Genomic DNA, 18,240 nt, shown 5'->3' with positions numbered 1-18,240 from the left:
GGAATGACCACCCGACCCAAGCCCCTGTGGAGCGGACGCCTGGAACGCGGCCTCGATCCAGAGGTGTTCGACTTCAGCGTGCTCGTCGAGCAGGATCGCCGGCTGCTGCCGTACGACATCAGGGCCTCGATCGTCCACGTCCGCATGCTCGAACGCCAGGGGCTGCTCGACGCGTCCGATGCGCGGGCGCTGCGGGACGCGCTGGCCGAGGTGGAGTTCGCCCCCGACCGGGACGAGGACATCCACTCCATGATCGAGCGCATCCTCGTCGAGCGCCTCGGTGAACTCGGGAAGCGCGTGCACGCCGGGCGCTCCCGCAACGACCAGACGGCCGTGGCCACCCGGCTGTGGGCCCGTGACGCCGCCGCCGGGGCGGCGCGCTCGGTGGGCAAGCTGGTACAGACCCTCCTCGACCGGGCACGCGGCGAAGGCGATCTGATCCTCCCCGGCTACACCCACCTGCAGCGCGCGCAGCCGATCACCCTGGGGCACCATCTCGCGGCGCACGCCACCGCACTCCTGCGTGACATCGCCCGGTTCGACGCCGCAGGAGAAGCCGCCGCCGTCTCGCCGCTCGGCGCGGGGGCTCTCGCGGGAAGCAGCCTCGGTCTTGACCCGGAGTTCAGCGCGGACGAACTCGGCATGACGGCGAGCTTCGAGAACAGCCTCGACGCCGTGTCCGACCGGGACTTCCTGCTCGACCTGTGCTACGCGGCGACGGTGACGATGGTGCACCTCTCACGCATGGCCGAGGAGCTCGTGCTGTGGACCTCGCAGGAGTTCGCCTTCGCGGAGCTGGCGGACTCCGTCGCGACCGGTTCCAGCATGATGCCGCAGAAGAAGAACCCCGATGTCGCCGAACTCGTGCGGGGACGCACCGGCATCGCCATCGGCAGGCTCACCGGGCTGCTCGCCCTGCACAAGGGGATTCCTCTCTCGTACAACCGCGACCTGCAGGACACCAGGCCGGAGGCGTACGAGCAGATCGACGCCGTACGGCAGTCCGCGGAGGTGTTCTCGCTGGCCTACGCCACGATCGGATTCAACGCCGACACCATGCACGCGGCCGCGGCCGACGGGCGCACGGTGGCGACCGATGTGGCGGAACGACTGGTCGTCGAGGGGAGCACCTTCCGTGACGCCCACCACGCCGTCGCCGCGCGAGTCGCCGCGGGCGAGCAGTTCACGTCCCCCACGGTCGAGGAGGCGGTCGCCGCACGTCACGCGCGGGGTATGCCCGCCGCCTACCGGGAGCAGCTCGACCGGCTCCAGGCGCGCCTCGACGGCCTCGTGCCGTAGGCGCGGCGGCCGTCAGGGCGAACGAGACGGCTCCGGGCCGACGGCGGGATGCCGCCGGCCCGGGTGGCTTTCTCACCCGGTGAGAAAGCCACCCCCTACAGCACCGGCAGGTTCTTCCGCAGCTCGAAGGCCGTGACCTCGCTGCGGTACTCCTCCCACTCCTGCTTCTTGTTGCGCAGGAATTGATGAGCGCTGCCGGCGGCCTGCGGCTGTCCGGCCCAGAACCCCACTGACCAGCTGCGCGAGGGTCGCTGACGGTCGTTGTTGGTCGCTACGGGCCGCCCTCTGACGGCCCAGCGACGGCCCAGGGATGGCCCAGGGATGGCGCCCTCAGCTACGCCGCGCATGGGGAACACGGTGGTAGTGCCTCGCAACTGAACGGCTTTCAAGACCGTGGGGCTTGCGGCTGTCGCACCCTCCTGACCAGCCAAAACCAGCTCACCCTCGAACGTGTATCCACATTTGGCCCGCCCCTGGCCCACAGGGTGATCAGAAGCGGTTCGGTAGGGCGCGGTGTGGACACGATGAGCGGCATGACGTCCGACGAGGAAGCCATAGCAGTAGGGCGCACTCTCGCCGCGCGGGCACACGAGGTGGGGTTCGTCCGTGAGCCGTGGCGCGCAGCTCTTCAGTGGGTTAGCGGGGTCAGGCCCGCGCCCACGTCATTCTCGGTGCATGACCTGGATGAGTACGGCTATCACGGTGCATGCCCCCACCACCGCTGCCCCGACATCGGGAGCGCAAAGGGTGAGGCCCCCGGTCACAAGTCCGACCAGCACGACGAGAGCATGACGCGACTTTCCTGCCTTCATGTGGATCTACCTTCCGTGTCCCAAGTACCTTTCACATCAAGCGTGTTCGCATTGGGATGGGCGCTGACAGCCTCAGGACAAGCGTTGACAGCCTGAGACAGGAGCCGCCTGAGCTTGACGGCGTGTGACACGCCCTGACTGTGGCGCCCTGGCTTCAAGCACCTGACAGGTGTTCGTCGGAAGGAGAGCTGATGGCTACCGCTCAGGCATGGAGGAGACCCGAGCTGGCCGGTCAGCCTCATCTGACAAAGCTCAACGGTGAACTTCACGATCTACGGCTCGACGCCGGCCTACCGTCTGCACGTTCCATTCGGGATCGGGTGGGGAAGGACGCGCAGGGCTACTGGATCGTGAACCATCAGGCGGTGTTGGACGCGTTTCAGAAACCCAACCTGCCGACGTGGGGGCGTCTAGAAGTCATCGTCGACGTTCTGGCCAAACTTGCGCGTCGCGAAAATACAGAACGTGAAGTCAACCGGTTCAAATACCTATGGAAGCGAGCATTCCAGGAAACGGCCGCTCAAGCTTCGGTCGAGCCGCCTGAATCCGAATCTCTTTGCGAAGGCGACCGCGACAATGGACCGGAAGTTGCCGATCGCCCGGAGGAGGCAGCCAGCCAGCGCAGGGACGAGGACGCGCGGGGCCCTTCAACTACAGATGCCGAAACACCTGCGGACCCCGACGACTTCGAGAGGCGCATCAACTACGCGGAGGAGTCGCTCAAGGGACTAATCATCAATGCATCGCAAGCACTGTGGAACGACAAAGACGCTTTGAGGGTATTCCTAGGTATCGTGCGCCGCAGCCCAGGGTTTGTTCGACTGGCCGATGCGAGTGCAGAGAATCGTCCGGCGAACGCGACCTTTTATGGAGTTAAGAGCAGGGAGTTCGAATTGGAACCCTCTCCGGCTCAGCTTGAATTGGTAATGCTCCACAATCTCCTGGAGAAGTACAGGGCGAAGCGGAAATGGTCCTTCACTCGCCTTGAGGAGCAAACCGGTGTTTCGTCGGATGCGTGGATTCGGTGGCACACGCATCGTGAGCTACCTGACCTCGAAGCTCTCGTTGCGTTCTCGAACGTGATGGGGCTGGACTTAGAAGATCACGTGCTACTGCTCGGCCTATGGGAGCGGGCTCGGAATGCACTGGACGTGACCGCCAACTACGAGGCTCTGCCGGATTCGATCAGTTTCGATGATGCGTGGGAGATGCGTAGCCCGAATGCGTCCAGGATGTGGGCTCTTGCTGGAGTCGGGGGCAGTGACCTGACTGCGTTCGGGCCCGATCTGGCTTCCGGGACGGCTCCAGCGTTCATCGTTGCCGGGCCGCCTGGGTCGGGGCGTTCTACCGCCTTGACGACTATTGCACGCTCGCTACTTGCCTCGAAGGTTCAGCTCGTGCTGGCTGCCCCAAAACCGTCTCCTTTGCGCGATATTACAGAGCATGACGGCGTGATGACCTGCCTCGATCAGGGCGAGTTCAAGAATGAGCGCCTAGAGGGATTGATTTCACGAGCTTCCAAGGAGAGTCCGATCGCATTTGTGATTGATGACGCCGAGGCCGTGGACAACATTGACTCTCGGCGCGTGATGTTGAATCTTCTACAGCATGGATTTGACGATGGAATCGCAGTCGTTCTAGGCGGACATGAAGGCGAACTCGGTTCGACTGGCTATTGGTTGAGTGAGGCAAGGAAAGCCCACCGAGGGATGTTGCTAGCACCAAGGGAGAAGTATTCAGGACGCCTCATCGGAACCAAGATGGCAGACGCCATGGTCGGTGGAGATGTAATCCCTGGGAGGGGTTGGCTTCACCTCGGCGACGGCAAACTGATCGCAGTCGTGGTGCCTACCGGATGAGCCTTGGATGCGCGCTGACCTGCCGCGCGCGTGGTCCCAGTCCCACGTGTCCAGCTCCGTGTAGGCAGGCTTCGCCCCGTGTCACGGGATCATCGCCCTCTCGGGGCCGAGTGTGCTCGCACTGGCGTCCCTCTTCATGCTTCGGCGCACGGACGGAACACAGACGCGCGCCGCAAGCCAAGCGCACGCCGCTGCTACGCAGGCGGCCACTGCACCGCCACCGCCTTACTGATCGTTTCAGAATGAGGTCCGGAGTCGTCTCAAGCAGATGATGCTGCAGGCGAGTTGGAGTAGTCCGAGGTGGAGGTCGGCTCGTATCTCGTAGCGGATGCGGAGTCTTTTGAACTGGTGGAGCCAGGCGAAGGTGCGCTCTACGACCCACCGGGTCTTGCCGAGGCCGGAACCGTGCGGGGTGCCGCGGCGGGCGATCTTGGGTGTGATCCCGCGAGCCCGGATGAGACGGCGGTATTTGTCGTAGTCGTAGCCGCGGTCGGCGAACAGTCGCCGGGGCCGGTGGCGTGGCCGGCCGCGCAGGCCGCGGATGCGGGGTATGGCGTCCAGCAGCGGCATGAGCTGGGTGACGTCGTGGCAGTTTCCGCTGGTCAGAGAGACGGCGAGCGGGGTTCCGTGCCGGTCGACGATCAGGTGGTGCTTGCTGCCGGGGCGGGCCCGATCGACTGGCGAAGGTCCGGTGTGAGCCCCCCTTTGAGGGCCCTGATGTGCGAGCCGTCGATCGCGGCGTCGTCCATCTCCAGCAGGCCCTCTTTGCGCAGTTCTGCCAGCAGGACCTCGTGCAGTCGGGGCCATACTCCGGCCTCGGTCCAGTCCCGCAGACGCCGCCAGGCCGTCACCCCGCTGCAGCCCACCCGCTCCGCGGGGACATCCCGCCAGCTCACGCTCTTGCACAGCACGTAAACGATGCCCCGCAGAGCAGTGCGGTCATCCACCGGCAACCGCCCGGGATGCCGATGCCTTCGAGGCGGTCGCTCCGGGAGCAGCGGGGCTATGCGCTCCCACAGATCATCTGGCACAAGGTCAGCAGACACCCACCAGATCCTGCCGACCCGGCACCCAACTGCCAAGCCACCACACCGATCTCATTCTGAAACGATCAACAGAGCTCCAGCCGAAACCACTGTTCAACCTCCCAGGGAGGGCCGCTGGCATGGCCCTCCCTGCGTGCTGTCGAGAAGGGATCCCCGCCGCATGGCCAGCCACATCCAAGACCGCTGGTTCAAGAGCGCCACCAACACCGACGGCAAAACCATCCGTGAAAGGACCGACCGCCACGGCACAGGGCTGCGTTACCGCGCCCGCTACATCGGCCCCGACGGAACCGAGAAGGCGCAGAGCTTCCCCGACGGGCAAAAGCGCCTAGCCGAGCAGTGGCTGACGAAGATCAAGGCCGACATGGACAGCAGCCGGTACATCGACCCGAAGGCCGGGCGCACCACTTTCCGCGAGTACGCCGAGAAGTGGCTCAACTCGCAGACGACCGACCGGACCACGCGGGAACCAGTCAAAGTCCAGATCAGACGCCACGCCATCCCCTACCTGGGTTCGCGCCCGCTCGGTTCCTTCAAGCCAGAGCACATTCGCGACTGGCTCGCCGAGCTGGAGCGGGCGGTGCCCGCATCCTCTTATCGCCGCGTGATCTTCGCGAGCGTATCTGCCGTGTTCACGGCGGCTATGGAGGACGACCACCTACACCGCAACCCATGCAAAGCCACCACCGTGCGGGCCCCGGGCCCGAATAATCGGCGAGTGGTCCCGTGGACTGCTGAGCGCACCTTTGCCGTGCGTGCTGCGCTACCAGAGAGGTACCGCGCAACCATCGACCTTGGCGGCGGCTGCGGGCTACGGCAAGGTGAGATTTTCGGGCTTCCAGTCGATGAGATCGGGTTTGATACCGGCTGGCTGCACGTCGGGTACCAGGTGAAAGTGTCGGACGGGAAGCTGGTGTACTCCCCGCCGAAACGCAACAAGGAGCGCGACGTGCCGCTCGCCGACTCCGTAGCGCTCGCGCTCAAGGAGCATATAGAAGCTCACCCGCCCGTAGCTGTGACGCTGCCGTGGCTGCGTCCTGACGGCCCGCTGGTCACCAAGCGTCTACTGTTCGTTCGCCCCGCCGGTGACGGGGCAGTGCGGCGTACGGACTTCAACACGCGATTCTGGAAGCCCGCCCTAGTAGCCGCCGGCGTCATTCCCGACCCTAAGCCGGGCGACCGTCACCAGGCCGCTCGCGAGCACGGCATGCACGCGCTGAGGCACTTCTATGCGTCCGTGCTTCTAGACGCGGGCGAGAACGTCAAGGCGCTGAGTACGTATCTGGGCCACACAGACCCTGGCTTCACGCTCCGGGTCTACACCCACCTGATGCCAGCCAGCGACGGGCGGTCTCGACAAGCGGTGGACAGCATTTACAGCAGCAGGTGCGTTAGGTAGCTCGACGTTCTACCGCGGTGGAGCTTTCCCCGCTTCATCAAGGCCCTCGCACGGCGCGGCCGCGGGGCCGCCTCAGCGGCCCGGCCTGGCTCATGTCTCCGCCCCGGCTGGCCGGGCCCGGCGGCCCGCTGCGTGCATGCGGGCAAGGTCAGGAAACACCCTCTACGGCTGGGGCGGTCAATCCAGCCTCAGTATTTGAAGGGATCCGCCACGCCATGAAGCCGAAGCTCAACGTGCGCAGGGAGGAAGGCGCAACAGCGATCGTAGAGGTCCAGAAGTCCCCTGCTATCAAGCCGACCTCGAAGAATGTCGTACAGGTCAAGAAGTTTGACCACATCCATGACCGCATACTCAACTTGCTGCTGAGTCAGATCGTCTGCTAGCCAGTCCGTAAACCGGACAGACTTATCGAGCTCCAGCCCAAAGCTCTTGGCCATTAGATGCTTGAGTGAGTACTCGCCCTTGGCGGCACGAGGGGCGAGGAGCTTTGCCGCGATTTTTGTGCAAGCAACCCGCTCCGCCGTCACGTTCCACGCCGCCGCCATGAAGGACAGATCAAAGGGAGCGTGGTGAAAAACCTTAAGCACCCTTTCATCCGCCAATAGGCGACGCAGATTTGGCGGAACCTCGCCAGCAAGGCCAGTGACGACTACTGTTCGCACCGTGGGAGCTGAGAGTTGGCAAGTGCCGATCCGTGCCGCTTGCGGATCGAGCCCATTCGTTTCGATGTCCCAGGCCAGGCGACCGGCTGCGACAATGGCTCGGTAGATCTCGGAGGAGATGTCGCCTGTCAAGACCTGAACATCATCAGCCATAGTCGCGCTACGGGTAGAGTTTGACGCTGGCATCCAGGACCCCTTCGAGATCAGCGCTGAAGAATTCGTAAAGCGAACCGCCTTCTCGGCAGCTAAGGGCAGGAACGGAACCACTACGGCTGTCCTTGTGGTGGTAGAGGCTAACGATGAACACGTCATCAACTCGGTACGCGGTGAAAGCTCTGAACGCAGGTGACACATAGATCTCAACACGCCCGGTTCCGGCTCTCCCGTCGAGATCTTTATACCCATCGACTGCCTCCGTAAGCTTGCTCCGCACGCGGTCCTCGGACATGTGGAAGCGCGTTGCGAGGATCTTGACGCAGTCCGTGTCGTTCGGGTCCGGGAGACAAACCCGAACCCTGGAGTCAGGGCGGGAAGCGATCCGAGTGAGACGCACCTGATGTGTGTTGCGCCACGTCGTAGCCCATGCCGCGAAGATATCTAGCTTCTTTGCGCTACCAAGACGATGCTCCCAGTCGACCACCTTCGAGTAGTCAGTGCCGATTGCATCAAGTCCCGCAGATTCCACGTCGTTCTTCAGACGCAGAACTTCCAGCATCTCCTGGAAGAAGGATCGTCGACCGACCAGCTCCCACAGGAGAGCTAGAGCGACGGAGGCGATCATCAGCCCACCGAATTGGTTCGCGAGCGTTCCGATGGCCTCATGCCGTTCAAACCAACCCAGGCCTGACACGTACAGGAAGCAGATCCCGACGATCAGCGAAATCACCGAGACCAGCCAATACTTCAGGCTGGTCACGCGACGGTACGGGTTGCTCGTCACCTGTTGCCCCTCCTCCACAGATGCGACGGTATCCCGGGCCACTGACAATGAGATGCCGTCGAAGTTGTACAGGGGACTGTAGCGACCTAAGCGAAGCACTGAGCTTCCGTGGTCACTGGGCCAAGGGCTGCGGATCAGCAGAGGGGGCGCCCCTACACACCCGAGCGCCCTTCCGGGCCGTCCTGGGGCCGTGGAAGGGCGCTCGTTGGTGACCAGCGCTGACAACTGGCGACGGCTGTGCCGCAGTTCAGAGCGTTGATCATCCAGTAGACGGCCGCAGGTCACGGCCGTTCGTAATCAGTTGTGGCTGTACTGGTGGGAGAGGCTGAACGGAGCTTGCGACCCGAGTCGCTCAACGAACGGCTTCGACCGCCGTGGCCAGTTCGCCCCCTTGCAGGCGCTTGGTGCACCTGCCACACAGTTGATAGGTGAACCTACAGGGGGAGCGCATCGTATGGCTGCGTTAGGTGGGGACTGGACCGGGCCGTCAGCGTGGGCAGTTGAACGGTTCGGGCAACAAGCCGGCGCGCTCGCTGCCGCCGTGCCGCTGCAACTGGCCAAGGCGCATGCGAAAGCACACGCGACGCACCTTACGGCCAGCCTGAAGAAGCGAAGCCCCTACGGGGTGACGCTCGCGCAAGCAGTACGCGAGTACCTCGCGGACATGGCTCGGGAGCTGGACGAGACAGTGCGCGACGTGCGCGGATACGAGTACGCAGTGGTCAACGAGTGCGCCCTCTTCCCCTACCGGTACGCAGACCGGCCTCGGCCACTGGACCGCGCTCGACTGCCCGCCAACGTGTCCCCCACTCGCCGCCGGCTGTTCTGGGCCCATGGACCGCAGCAGCCGGAAGGCCTGTTCGAGCTGGACGATGGCCTCACGACGGAGGAGTACCTCGGACTGCATGAAGCGTTCGAGGAACTCGGAGCCACGACAAAGCTCGTCTGCGTGTTCTTCACTGCGGACGCGGAGAACGGCATCCACGTCATCCACTGGGGTGAAGCCCTTCTCGAACCCGACCGCTCTTTCACGTGGCCGCACAGCGAGCAGCTCCCGGTTGCACCTGTGCCGCTGGAGTGACGGACGGGCGGCCCGTCCGGCGCCAGACGGCCCACAGACGGCCCAGCCGCAATCAGACAGCCGAGAGGGCCCACGGTCGCCGACCGTGGGCCCTCTCCGGTAAGTGCGCCAGTAGCGCTCTGACCTGCGTCTACAGCACCGGCAGGTTCTTCCGCAGCTCGAAGGCCGTGACCTCGCTGCGGTACTCCTCCCACTCCTGCTTCTTGTTGCGCAGGAAGAAGTCGAAGACATGCTCGCCGAGCGTCTCGGCCACCAGCTCGCTGCGTTCCATCAGTTCGATCGCCTCGCCCAGGTTCTGCGGCAGCGGTTCGATGCCCATCGCGCGGCGTTCCGAGTCGGAGAGTGCCCATACGTCGTCGTCGGCGCCGGCCGGGAGTTCGTAGCTCTCCTCGATGCCCTTGAGGCCCGCGGCGAGCAGCAGCGCGTACGTCAGGTACGGGTTGGCCCCCGAGTCGATGGAGCGGACCTCGACCCGCGCCGAGCCGGTCTTGCCCGGCTTGTACATCGGGACGCGGATCAGCGCGGAGCGGTTGTTGTGGCCCCAGCAGATGTACGAGGGGGCCTCGCCGCCCGCGCCCGCGCTGCGTGCCGAGCCGCCCCAGATGCGCTTGTACGAGTTGACCCACTGGTTGGTGACCGCGCAGACCTCGGCGGCGTGCGTCAGCAGGCCCGCGATGAAGGAGCGGCCCACCTTGGAGAGCTGGTACTCGGAGCCCGACTCGTAGAAGGCGTTGCGGTCGCCCTCGAAGAGCGAGAGGTGGGTGTGCATGCCCGAGCCGGGGTACTCGCTGAACGGCTTCGGCATGAAGGTGGCCTGCACCCCCTGCTCCAGCGCGACCTGCTTCATGACGAGCCGGAAGGTCATGATGTTGTCGGCGGTCGACAGCGCGTCCGCGTACCGCAGATCGATCTCCTGCTGGCCCGGCGCGCCCTCGTGGTGGCTGAACTCGACCGAGATGCCCATGGATTCGAGCATGGTGATCGCCTGGCGGCGGAAGTCCATGCCGACGTTCTGCGGAGTGTGGTCGAAGTAGCCGGAGTTGTCGGCGGGGGTGGGGCGGGTGCCGTCGAGCGGCTTGTCCTTCAGGAGGTAGAACTCGATCTCCGGGTGGGTGTAGAAGGTGAAGCCCAGGTCGGAGGTCTTGGCCAGGATCCGCTTCAGTACGTAGCGGGGATCGGCGAACGACGGGGAGCCGTCCGGCATCAGGATGTCGCAGAACATCCGGGCGGTGCCGGGAGCCTCCGCACGCCACGGCAGGATCTGGAAGGTGCTGGGGTCCGGTTTGGCGATCATGTCGGACTCGTAGACCCGGGCGAAGCCCTCGATGGCCGACCCGTCGAAGCCGATGCCCTCGTCGAACGCCTGCTCAAGCTCGGCGGGGGCCACGGCGACCGACTTCAGGAACCCGAGGACGTCGGTGAACCACAGGCGCACAAAGCGGATGTCGCGCTCCTCCAGCGTACGGAGCACGAATTCCTGCTGTTTATCCATACCGTTCCTACCTATCCTTGCTGGTCAGCCACCTGCTCCCACGCCTCCGGAGTCCCCGGGGCTCATGAGCATCCCACCACACGATTTCCAGCTTGTTGCGAACCCTCGTCCGAACATCTCACCCCGCTCGGGTGTCCCGCAGCCTCCATTGTGAGTCACATGGAAGCGTGCGCTACCAGCGGACCAGCGCACCCAGCAGGGACACCCCCGCGGCCAGCCACGCGACGTAGTCGCCGACGTGCCCCGAGTGGAGCCGGCGCAGTGGCTGGAACCTGGCGGGGCCGCCCGCGCGGGCCGGCCGCCGTACGGCCGCCGTGGCCAGGGCGGCGGCGAGCGCCGTGGACAGCAGCCCCAGGAGCACCCCGGCGGCCGACCACTGCGGCGCGTGCTCCGCCTTCCCCGGGACCGCCTCGTCCAGCGCGTGGCCGATCCCGCCCGCGATGCCCGGTACCAGACCTGCGGCCAGCGCCCCGGCGAGCAGTACCGCGGGTACGACGAGCATGGTGTCGGGCACCCGGGACAGCGGCCGCCCGCCGGTCTCCGGCTCCTCGTGCTCGCCGCTCGTCTCGTACGGCCCGCCGCGCCGCTCGCCGGGGCGCCGGCCGAACCCGCCGAAGACCCGTGCGGCCACGCGCAGCACCGCTCCCCCGGTGAGCGCCGACACCGCGACACAGAGCACCGTGAGGGGCGGTCCTGCCGACTCCTCGATCACCGCCTTGCCCAGCGCCGTACCGAACGGCGGCAGCCCGGCGAGTGCGAGGCCGCCGGCCGTGAACAGCACGCCGACGGCGGGGAGTCCGCGCGCCCTGCCGTGCAGTTCGTGCTCGTCGATGGAGCCGTAGCGGTCGAGGAGGATCCCGGCGCAGGCGAAGAGCGCCGCTTTCACCCCCGCGTGGCCGATTACGTACAGCGCGACGCCCGCCGACGCCTGCGGGGTGAGCAGGCCGAGGCCCGTGAGGAAGAGCCCGGTGTGCGCGACGGTCGAGAAGGCGAGCAGCCGTTTGAGATGGCGCTGGTACCAGCACATGACGGCCCCGACCAGCGCGGTCAGTACGCCGAGTGTCACCAGGGCCCGCTCGGCCGCGGGCGCCGGGACGCCGCCGGGTCCGCCGAAGACGGTCCAGTAGACCCGCCCCGTCCCGTACACCCCGAGCTCGACCATCACCCCGGAGAGCAGCATGCAGACCGGGGTGGGGGCGACCGCGTGCGCGTCGGGGAGCCAGAAGTGGAAGGGGACGGCGGCCGCTTTGACGAGGAGTCCGGTGAGGATGAGGACGAAGGCGGTGAGGACGAGGGCGTCGGGGCCGCCCTGTTCGTCGAGGCGCCGTCCGATGGCCCGCATGCCCAGCTCACCGGTGCGGGCGTAGAGCAGCACGATTCCGGTGAGGGTGGCGTACGCGCCGAGCGAGTTGACGATGCCGAAGGTGAGCGCGCCCTGGACCGCTTTCGCCTCCTCGACCCGGTAGCCGGTGAGCGCGTAGGCGACCACGCTCATCAGCTCGAAGAAGACGAAGGCGTTGAAGAGGTCGCCGGTCAGGACGAAGCCGCACATACCGGCCTGGAAGAGCAGGACGAGCGCGGGGAACGCCCCGGCGTGCCGCAGCGGCGGCTCGGCGAAGTACCGCCAGGAGTAGGCGAGTACGGCGACGACGAGCAGCGAGATGAGGGTGGCGAGGCCGAGCCCGAGCGGGTCGCCGGTCAGGACGATGCCGACGCTCTGTCCGTGCTCAGGGGTCCAGCCGCCGACCCACTCGGCGGTGTGGTCCGTGCCGCCCGTGAGCAGTACGGCGGCGAGCGCGGCGGTGCCGGCGGCGAAGGCGGCGGCGATCCCTTCGGCGGCGATCCTGGGCAGCCTGCGCCCGGCGGCGACCAGCACGACGGCGCCGGCGAGCGGCAGCGCCACGATGAGCGGCAGCAGCTCGTTCAGCTGCCGGGACCCGGTCATCCGCGCAGCTCGGAGAGTTCGTCGGGGTCGACGGTGCCGTGCCGTTTGTCGACCTGCACGACGAGGGCGAGCAGCAGCGCGGTGAGGGTCGCGCCGACCACCACGTCGGTCAGGGCCAGGGCCTGCACGATGGGGTCCACCAGGGGCCGCGAGCCCGGCTTCAGATCGGAGAAGACCGGGGCGGTGCCGCCGTCGCGGTAGCCGACGGAGAGCAGCAGCACATAGGTGGAGGACTGGCAGACGGCGAGGCAGCCGACGGCGTGGATGAGGTTACGGCTGGTGGCGAGGCCGTAGACGCCGATGATGAAGATCCACCCGGCGATCGCGTACGGCAGTACGGACATCACCGCTCCCCCGTCCCTGTGTCCGTGCCCGTGTCCGTCTCCTCGATCTCCAGTGCCTGGTCGAGGAAGCCGGCGAGGAGGACGACCACCGCGCAGGCGACCTCCACGCCGATGGCCGCGTTGAGCAGCGGCACGGTTCCGCCCGACGCGAGGGTGTTGAAGGTGCCGTACGGGAGGAAGTTGGCGAGGAACGACGTCCCGCAGAGGAGCCCCGCGAGCCCCAGGACCAGATACGCGCCCTCACCCGCCGCGTCACCGATGTGGTAGACGCCGATGGGCCTGACCCGCTCCAGCGCCCGGTAGTCGACCGCGATGTAGAGCAGATGCAGGGCGGTGGCCATGACGACGCCGCCCTGGAATCCGCCGCCGGGGCTGAGCTGGCCGTGCGCGACCACGTACGCCCCCGCGAGCAGCGTGACGGGCAGCGCCACCAGCGCGTAGCGGCGCACGGACCGCAGGACGGGCGCGGGCTGGGGGCGGTACTGCCGCTCGCCCCGGGTCTGGCGCAGCAGCACGACCGTGCCGAGGACCGCGCCGAAGAGGATGCTCTCCTCCCCCAGGGTGTCGAAGGCCCGCTGGTCGAAGTTGACGGATGAGATGACGTTGGCGGCGTGGCGGCTCAGCGAGGCCCGCACCGCGCGGTCGCCGTACGGGTGGACGGCGCCGCCGAAGCGCGGGAGCAGCCGGTAGGCGCCGGTGAGCATGGCGGCGAGCCCGGCCAGGCCCGCGGCCAGGACCCACAGGCGCAGCCGCCGGGTCATCCGCTGTGCTCCTTGTGCTCGCCCCGGCGCCTGCGGCGGACCTTGCGTACGGACAGGAGCACCAGCAGCGGGGTGAGCGCCGAGCCCACCGACAGCTGGGAGAGCGCCACGTCCGGGGCCTGGAGGACGGTGAACAGGACGGCCAGCGCGAGGCCGAGGAGCGAGAGGACCAGGGCCTGTCTTGCGGGGTCGCGGACCAGGACGGCCGCGGTGGCCGCGGCCGCGACCAGCAGCAGGGAGATGACGGTCAGTGCGTCAGTCATGGGGCGCCGCCTCCGGGGCCGGGTCGTCGAGTGCCCGGGACGCGACGACGTTCCCGGCGATCAGCAGCGCCCCGATGACGAGCAGTTTGGCCGTCGCCCGGCCGGGACCTGTGACCACGCACAGCGGCAGCACGACCAGCGCGGTGGCGGCGATCGCGGGCCAGGTGGTCCGGGAGCTGTGCGGCGGGTCGTCCGCCAGGTCATCGGCGAGCAGCCGGGCGTACACCAGACTCCCGACCGGGCCGAGCAGCGCCAGTACCAGGGCCAGATCGGTGTACGCGGAGGGGCGGCCGAACCCCTGGGCGAGCAGCAGCAGGGCGAGGCAGACCAGCAGGGTTGCCAGGTTCTGGGCGACGACACGGCGCCGCAGCGGCCCGGTGGCCACCCCCCACAGGGCGGGTGCGACCCCGCACACCAGCAGCGCGGCGGCGGCGAACAGCCAGCCGTTCACCGGTGCTTCACCGCCGTCCGCGCGGCGCGGGCTGCGACCGCCGCCGGCAGCGCGAGCGCCGTTCCCGCCACCGCTTCCAGTCCGTCCACGGTACTGATGAGAATCAGCCACAATCCCGTCAGGGCCGCCCACCAGAGCAGCAGTTCCGCAGCGATCGCGTACTTGTGCACCCTTCGTCCACCTCCGTGTGCCGGTGCCCCGGCCACAGTGCCGCACTCCGGCCGCTCAGGCCCTGTGCCATGCCGCGTGCCCCGCCATTACGATCTGAGCCCCCGGACCGTCCGTATCCCACCAGGACTTGAGGACTCATCGATGGCTTCGACGCAGGGCTCGAAGAACGATCGCAAGACCCGCATAGAGGAGATGCGCCGTGCGGAGAGGTCGCGCGAGCGCCGGGTGCGCATCGCCGTGATCACGGTGGCGGCCGTCGCCGTGGCGGGCCTGATCGGCTTCGGCACGTATCTCGTCAGCGACCACTCGTCCGCCTCGCGGTCCGACAGCACGGCCGGCAGCGCCGCGTCCGACGGCAAGGGCGACGGCGGTACGACGGCCGGGCCCATCAAGGGCGAGAAGGACTGGGACATCAAGAAGCTCGGCCGTACCCACGTCACCACGAAGGTGGACTACCCGATGACGCCGCCGGTGGGCGGGGACCACAACCAGGTCTGGATGAACTGCAACGGGAACGTCTACACCAAGCCGCTCCCGGACATGAACGCCGTGCACTCGCTGGAGCACGGCTCGGTCTGGGTCACCTACACGGACAAGGCCCCGGCCGCCGATGTGAAGAAGCTCGGCGCGAAGGTGGCCAGGACCCCCTACTCGCTGATGAGCCCCTACCCCGGCCAGTCGGGCGCCATCATGCTGAGCGCCTGGGGCAAGCAGGTGACGGTGGACGGCGCCGACGACCCGAGGGTGAACCAGTTCTTCACCAAGTACGTACAGGGCCCGCAGACCCCGGAACCGGGCGCCGCGTGCACGGGCGGGCTGGACGGCCGATGAGCAGGAGCACCCGGCTGATGGCCGTCGCCGCCGCCGTTCTGGTCCTGCTCTGCGCGGCCGCCGCGACCATGGCGTTCACCACCGGCAGTGACAAGGAGACCGCCGCCCCCGCTGCCCGTACGCCCACGGCGGGCTCGGCGGACGCCGGATTCGCGCGTGACATGTCGGTCCACCACCAGCAGGCCGTGGAGATGTCGTTCATCGTGCGGGACCGCACGAACGACGCCGACGTGCGCCGTCTCGCGTACGACATCGCCAACACCCAGGCCAACCAGCGCGGCATGATGACGGGCTGGCTGAATCTCTGGGGCCTGCCGGTGAGCGACGCGGAGCGGCTGCCGATGCAGTGGATGGGGATGGGCCAGGAGCCGTCCACCGACGGGGCGTTGATGCCGGGGATGGCCACCACGGCCCAGCTCGACACCCTGCGGAAGCTGAGTGGCAGAAAGGCGGAGGTCAGCTACCTCCAGCTGATGACGGCCCATCACCGGGGCGGCATCCATATGGCGGAGGGGTGTGTACAGCTCTGCCGGACCGGCGCGGAGAAGAAGCTGGCGCAGGGCATGGTGGCCGCGCAGCAGTCCGAGGTGCAGCTCATGGCCGATCTGCTGAAGGAAAGGGGCGCTTCGGCAACATCGGGATCAACTGCCGGTTCATGACCGTTCCTTGGGGTCTTCTTGGTCATCGCATGCCCCTGGCATGAGCAGTTCATCGGGCAAGGTGTGGCGTACACGCGTACCTGCGACGAACCGCAACACAGGGGGTTCCATGAGATCCAGCCGCTCAAGAATGCGCGCCGGGCTGAGCGTGGCAGCGACACTGCCGCTGCTCGCCGGCGCGCTCGCTCTGTCCATACCCAGCGCCAACGCCGACTCCGGTACGGGCAGCCGCCACACACTCCAGGGCACCAAGCCGCAGTGGGCGAAGGCGTCGGCCGACCGCGGTGCGAGCGCGAACTCGGGCCAGGTGAACGCGCGCGTCTATCTGGCCGGGCGCGACGCCCAGGGCCTGGCCGCGTACGCGAAGCAGGTGTCGGACCCGCAGTCCGCCTCCTACGGCAAGTACCTGAGCGCGAAGCAGGCCAAGGCACGCTTCGGCGCCACGCCCGAGCAGATCAAGCGGGTCACCGCCTGGCTGCGGTCGTCGGGCCTGAAGGTCACCGGCTCGAACCAGCACTATGTCTCGGTCAGCGGTGACGTGAGCGCGGCCGAGAAGGCGTTCTCGACCCAGCTGCACGACTACCGCAAGGGCAGCAAGACCTACCGGGCCCCGACGACGACGGCCTCCGCGCCCGCTTCCCTCCAGGACGCGGTGCTGACGGTCGCCGGCCTCGACAACGCCCCGCACAACGTCAAGCACGACACCACGACGCTGCCCCCGCCCGACGCGGTCTTCAAGAACGCCGGGCCGATGTCGTCGTACTACGGCTCGAAGGTCAACAAGAAGCTGCCGAACGCCTACGGCGAGAAGGCCCCCTACGCCGTCAAGGGCTACACCGGCAAGCAGCTGCGCGCCGCCTACAGCGCGGGCAACAAGACCGGCAAGGGCGTCACGGTCGCCATCACGGACGCCTACGCGTCGCCGACCATCGCGCAGGACTCGGCCAAGTACGCCAAGCGCAACGGCGACAGCAAGTACGCGGCCGGCCAGCTCTCGCAGGTGCTGCCGAGCGACTACACCGACATCGACGAGTGCGGTGCGGCCGGCTGGTACGGCGAGGAGACCCTCGACGTGCAGGCCGTGCACGCGGTGGCGCCCAAGTCGGACATCGTGTACGTCGGTGCCGCCTCCTGCAACGACGACGCGCTGCTCGACTCGCTCGGCAAGGTCGTCGACAACCACCTCGCCGACATCGTCTCCAACTCGTGGGGCGACATCGAGGCCAACGAGACCCCGGCCGTCGCAGCCGCGTACGACCAGGTCTTCCAGCTGGGCGCGGTCGAGGGCATCGGCTTCTACTTCTCCACCGGCGACAACGGCGACGAGGTCGCCAACACCGGTACGAAGCAGGTCGACACCCCGGCCAACTCCGCCTGGGTGACGGCGGTCGGCGGCACGTCGCTGGCCGTCGGCAAGGGTGACAAGTACCAGTGGGAGACCGGCTGGGGCACCCTGAAGTCGAACCTCTCGGACGACCAGAAGACCTGGACGTCCTTCCCCGGCAGCTACAACGGGGGCGCGGGCGGCGGCACCAGCAAGACCGTGGCGCAGCCGTTCTACCAGCGTGGTGTGGTGCCCGGGAAGCTCGCCAAGGCCAACGGCAAGACGGCCATGCGCACCATCCCGGACATCTCCGCGATCGCCGACCCGAACACCGGTTTCCTGGTGGGCCAGACGCAGACCTTCCCGGACGGTTCGCAGCAGTACAGCGAGTACCGCATCGGCGGCACCTCGCTGGCGGCTCCGGTCATCGCGGGTATCCAGGCGCTGGCGCAGCAGGCGCAGCACGGGGTTCCGATCGGGTTCGCCAACCCGTCGATCTACTCCCGCTACGGCACGGCGGCGTACCACGACGTCACCGACCACCCGCTGGGCGCCGGCCGCACCCAGTCGGTCGTCCGGGTGGACTTCGCCAACAGCGTCGACGCGAGCGGCGGTCTGCTGACCTCGCTGCGGACGCTGGGCGCTGACTCCTCGCTGGTCGCCACCGTCGGCTACGACGATGTGACCGGCGTCGGCAGCCCGGGCCGGAGCTACATCAGCTCGTACGCCAGGCGCTGACACCGCCACCGCGGGCAGCACCACCAGCCGCCGCCCCGCCCCCTGCGACCCCGTGGCCACGGGAGGGGGCGGGGCGGCGGCGCCGCGACCGCCGCGCCCTCCGGGGCAGTGGTCCGGGCAGTGACATACCGCGCACCCGCCCAGCAGGACATCGCGTCAGAGA

Annotated in this window: 17 protein-coding genes and 1 pseudogene; 7 read left to right on the top strand and 11 right to left on the bottom strand. The window is 67.5% G+C overall.

Features of this window, described 5'->3' with window-relative positions; translation table 11 throughout:
- Window positions 1-3 precede the first annotated feature (3 nt).
- The gene (gene argH / locus OG510_RS27920) at window positions 4-1,299 is read left to right on the top strand and encodes an argininosuccinate lyase (protein ID WP_406140443.1); all 1,296 of its coding nucleotides are present in this window, start codon (window positions 4-6) and stop codon (window positions 1,297-1,299) included.
- A 95-nt stretch (window positions 1,300-1,394) separates the two neighbouring features.
- On the opposite strand, the pseudogene OG510_RS27915 reads toward argH, so the two are convergent.
- Window positions 1,395-1,481 (bottom strand): annotated as a pseudogene (locus tag OG510_RS27915) (glutamine synthetase); the annotation flags it as partial.
- Window positions 1,482-2,302: 821 nt separating this feature from the next.
- Between OG510_RS27915 and OG510_RS27910 the strand changes: the two are divergent.
- The gene (locus OG510_RS27910; protein ID WP_406140441.1) at window positions 2,303-3,970 is read left to right on the top strand and encodes a hypothetical protein; all 1,668 of its coding nucleotides are present in this window, start codon (window positions 2,303-2,305) and stop codon (window positions 3,968-3,970) included.
- A gap of 237 nt (window positions 3,971-4,207) precedes the next feature.
- Here the strand turns inward: OG510_RS27910 and OG510_RS27905 are convergent.
- Window positions 4,208-5,016, bottom strand: a protein-coding gene (locus OG510_RS27905; RefSeq protein WP_406140440.1) for an IS5 family transposase whose coding sequence is annotated in 2 segments (ribosomal slippage) — window positions 4,208-4,677 and window positions 4,677-5,016 — 810 coding nt in all. Because the reading frame shifts where the segments join, the coding sequence is not laid out codon by codon here.
- Between the two features lie 160 nt (window positions 5,017-5,176).
- Here OG510_RS27905 and OG510_RS27900 point away from each other — a divergent pair.
- On the top strand, window positions 5,177-6,415 hold the full coding sequence (locus OG510_RS27900) for a tyrosine-type recombinase/integrase (protein WP_406140439.1): 1,239 nt from the start codon (window positions 5,177-5,179) through the stop codon (window positions 6,413-6,415).
- Between the two features lie 188 nt (window positions 6,416-6,603).
- Here the strand turns inward: OG510_RS27900 and OG510_RS27895 are convergent, their stop codons facing one another.
- Entirely contained in the window at window positions 6,604-7,230 is a 627-nt protein-coding gene (locus OG510_RS27895; protein ID WP_406140437.1) for a ribonuclease D, read from the bottom strand.
- Window positions 7,231-7,237: 7 nt separating this feature from the next.
- The gene (locus OG510_RS27890) at window positions 7,238-8,017 is read right to left on the bottom strand and encodes a hypothetical protein (protein ID WP_406140435.1); all 780 of its coding nucleotides are present in this window, start codon (window positions 8,015-8,017) and stop codon (window positions 7,238-7,240) included.
- Window positions 8,018-8,471: 454 nt separating this feature from the next.
- On the opposite strand from OG510_RS27890, the gene OG510_RS27885 reads away from it, so the two are divergent.
- Window positions 8,472-9,098 carry a hypothetical protein gene (locus OG510_RS27885; protein WP_406140434.1) on the top strand — a complete coding sequence of 209 codons (627 nt, stop codon included), beginning with the start codon at window positions 8,472-8,474 and terminating at the stop codon, window positions 9,096-9,098.
- A gap of 130 nt (window positions 9,099-9,228) precedes the next feature.
- Here the strand turns inward: OG510_RS27885 and OG510_RS27880 are convergent, their stop codons facing one another.
- From OG510_RS27880 to OG510_RS27850, 7 genes are all read right to left on the bottom strand, one after another.
- A complete protein-coding gene (locus tag OG510_RS27880; RefSeq protein ID WP_164259935.1) occupies window positions 9,229-10,590 on the bottom strand; it encodes a glutamine synthetase family protein in 1,362 nt (453 codons plus the stop codon).
- Window positions 10,591-10,762: 172 nt separating this feature from the next.
- Window positions 10,763-12,535, bottom strand: coding sequence for a complex I subunit 5 family protein (locus OG510_RS27875; RefSeq protein WP_406140432.1), 1,773 nt, complete (start codon window positions 12,533-12,535; stop codon window positions 10,763-10,765).
- Window positions 12,532-12,879: a sodium:proton antiporter gene (locus tag OG510_RS27870; RefSeq protein WP_406140431.1), complete on the bottom strand. Its 348-nt coding sequence runs from the start codon at window positions 12,877-12,879 to the stop codon at window positions 12,532-12,534. Before OG510_RS27870 ends, OG510_RS27875 begins: the two co-directional genes overlap by 4 nt.
- Entirely contained in the window at window positions 12,879-13,640 is a 762-nt protein-coding gene (locus tag OG510_RS27865; RefSeq protein ID WP_406140429.1) for an MnhB domain-containing protein, read from the bottom strand. Before OG510_RS27865 ends, OG510_RS27870 begins: the two co-directional genes overlap by 1 nt.
- Window positions 13,637-13,903 carry a DUF4040 domain-containing protein gene (locus OG510_RS27860; RefSeq protein WP_164259940.1) on the bottom strand — a complete coding sequence of 89 codons (267 nt, stop codon included), beginning with the start codon at window positions 13,901-13,903 and terminating at the stop codon, window positions 13,637-13,639. The genes OG510_RS27865 and OG510_RS27860 overlap by 4 nt, the downstream gene beginning before the upstream one ends.
- Window positions 13,896-14,354 (bottom strand): monovalent cation/H+ antiporter complex subunit F, encoded by a 459-nt coding sequence (locus tag OG510_RS27855; RefSeq protein ID WP_406140427.1) that lies wholly within the window; start codon window positions 14,352-14,354, stop codon window positions 13,896-13,898. Before OG510_RS27855 ends, OG510_RS27860 begins: the two co-directional genes overlap by 8 nt.
- On the bottom strand, window positions 14,351-14,524 hold the full coding sequence (locus OG510_RS27850; RefSeq protein ID WP_406140426.1) for a hypothetical protein: 174 nt from the start codon (window positions 14,522-14,524) through the stop codon (window positions 14,351-14,353). Before OG510_RS27850 ends, OG510_RS27855 begins: the two co-directional genes overlap by 4 nt.
- A 142-nt stretch (window positions 14,525-14,666) precedes the next feature.
- Here OG510_RS27850 and OG510_RS27845 point away from each other — a divergent pair, with 142 nt between their 5' ends.
- The 3 genes from OG510_RS27845 (at window position 14,667) to OG510_RS27835 (ending at window position 18,077) form a co-directional block, all read left to right on the top strand.
- On the top strand, window positions 14,667-15,356 hold the full coding sequence (locus tag OG510_RS27845; protein WP_406140424.1) for a DUF3105 domain-containing protein: 690 nt from the start codon (window positions 14,667-14,669) through the stop codon (window positions 15,354-15,356).
- Entirely contained in the window at window positions 15,353-16,015 is a 663-nt protein-coding gene (locus OG510_RS27840) for a DUF305 domain-containing protein (RefSeq protein WP_406140422.1), read from the top strand. Before OG510_RS27845 ends, OG510_RS27840 begins: the two co-directional genes overlap by 4 nt.
- Before the next feature lie 109 nt (window positions 16,016-16,124).
- Window positions 16,125-18,077: a protease pro-enzyme activation domain-containing protein gene (locus OG510_RS27835; protein WP_406140420.1), complete on the top strand. Its 1,953-nt coding sequence runs from the start codon at window positions 16,125-16,127 to the stop codon at window positions 18,075-18,077.
- The last annotated feature ends 163 nt before the right edge of the window (window positions 18,078-18,240 follow it).

The sequence above is a fragment of the Streptomyces sp. NBC_01089 genome (assembly GCF_045162975.1).
Lineage (GTDB): Bacteria > Actinomycetota > Actinomycetes > Streptomycetales > Streptomycetaceae > Streptomyces.
The sequence above is the reverse complement of the archived record's forward strand: the minus strand, read 5'-3'. Positions and strand labels throughout refer to the sequence as shown.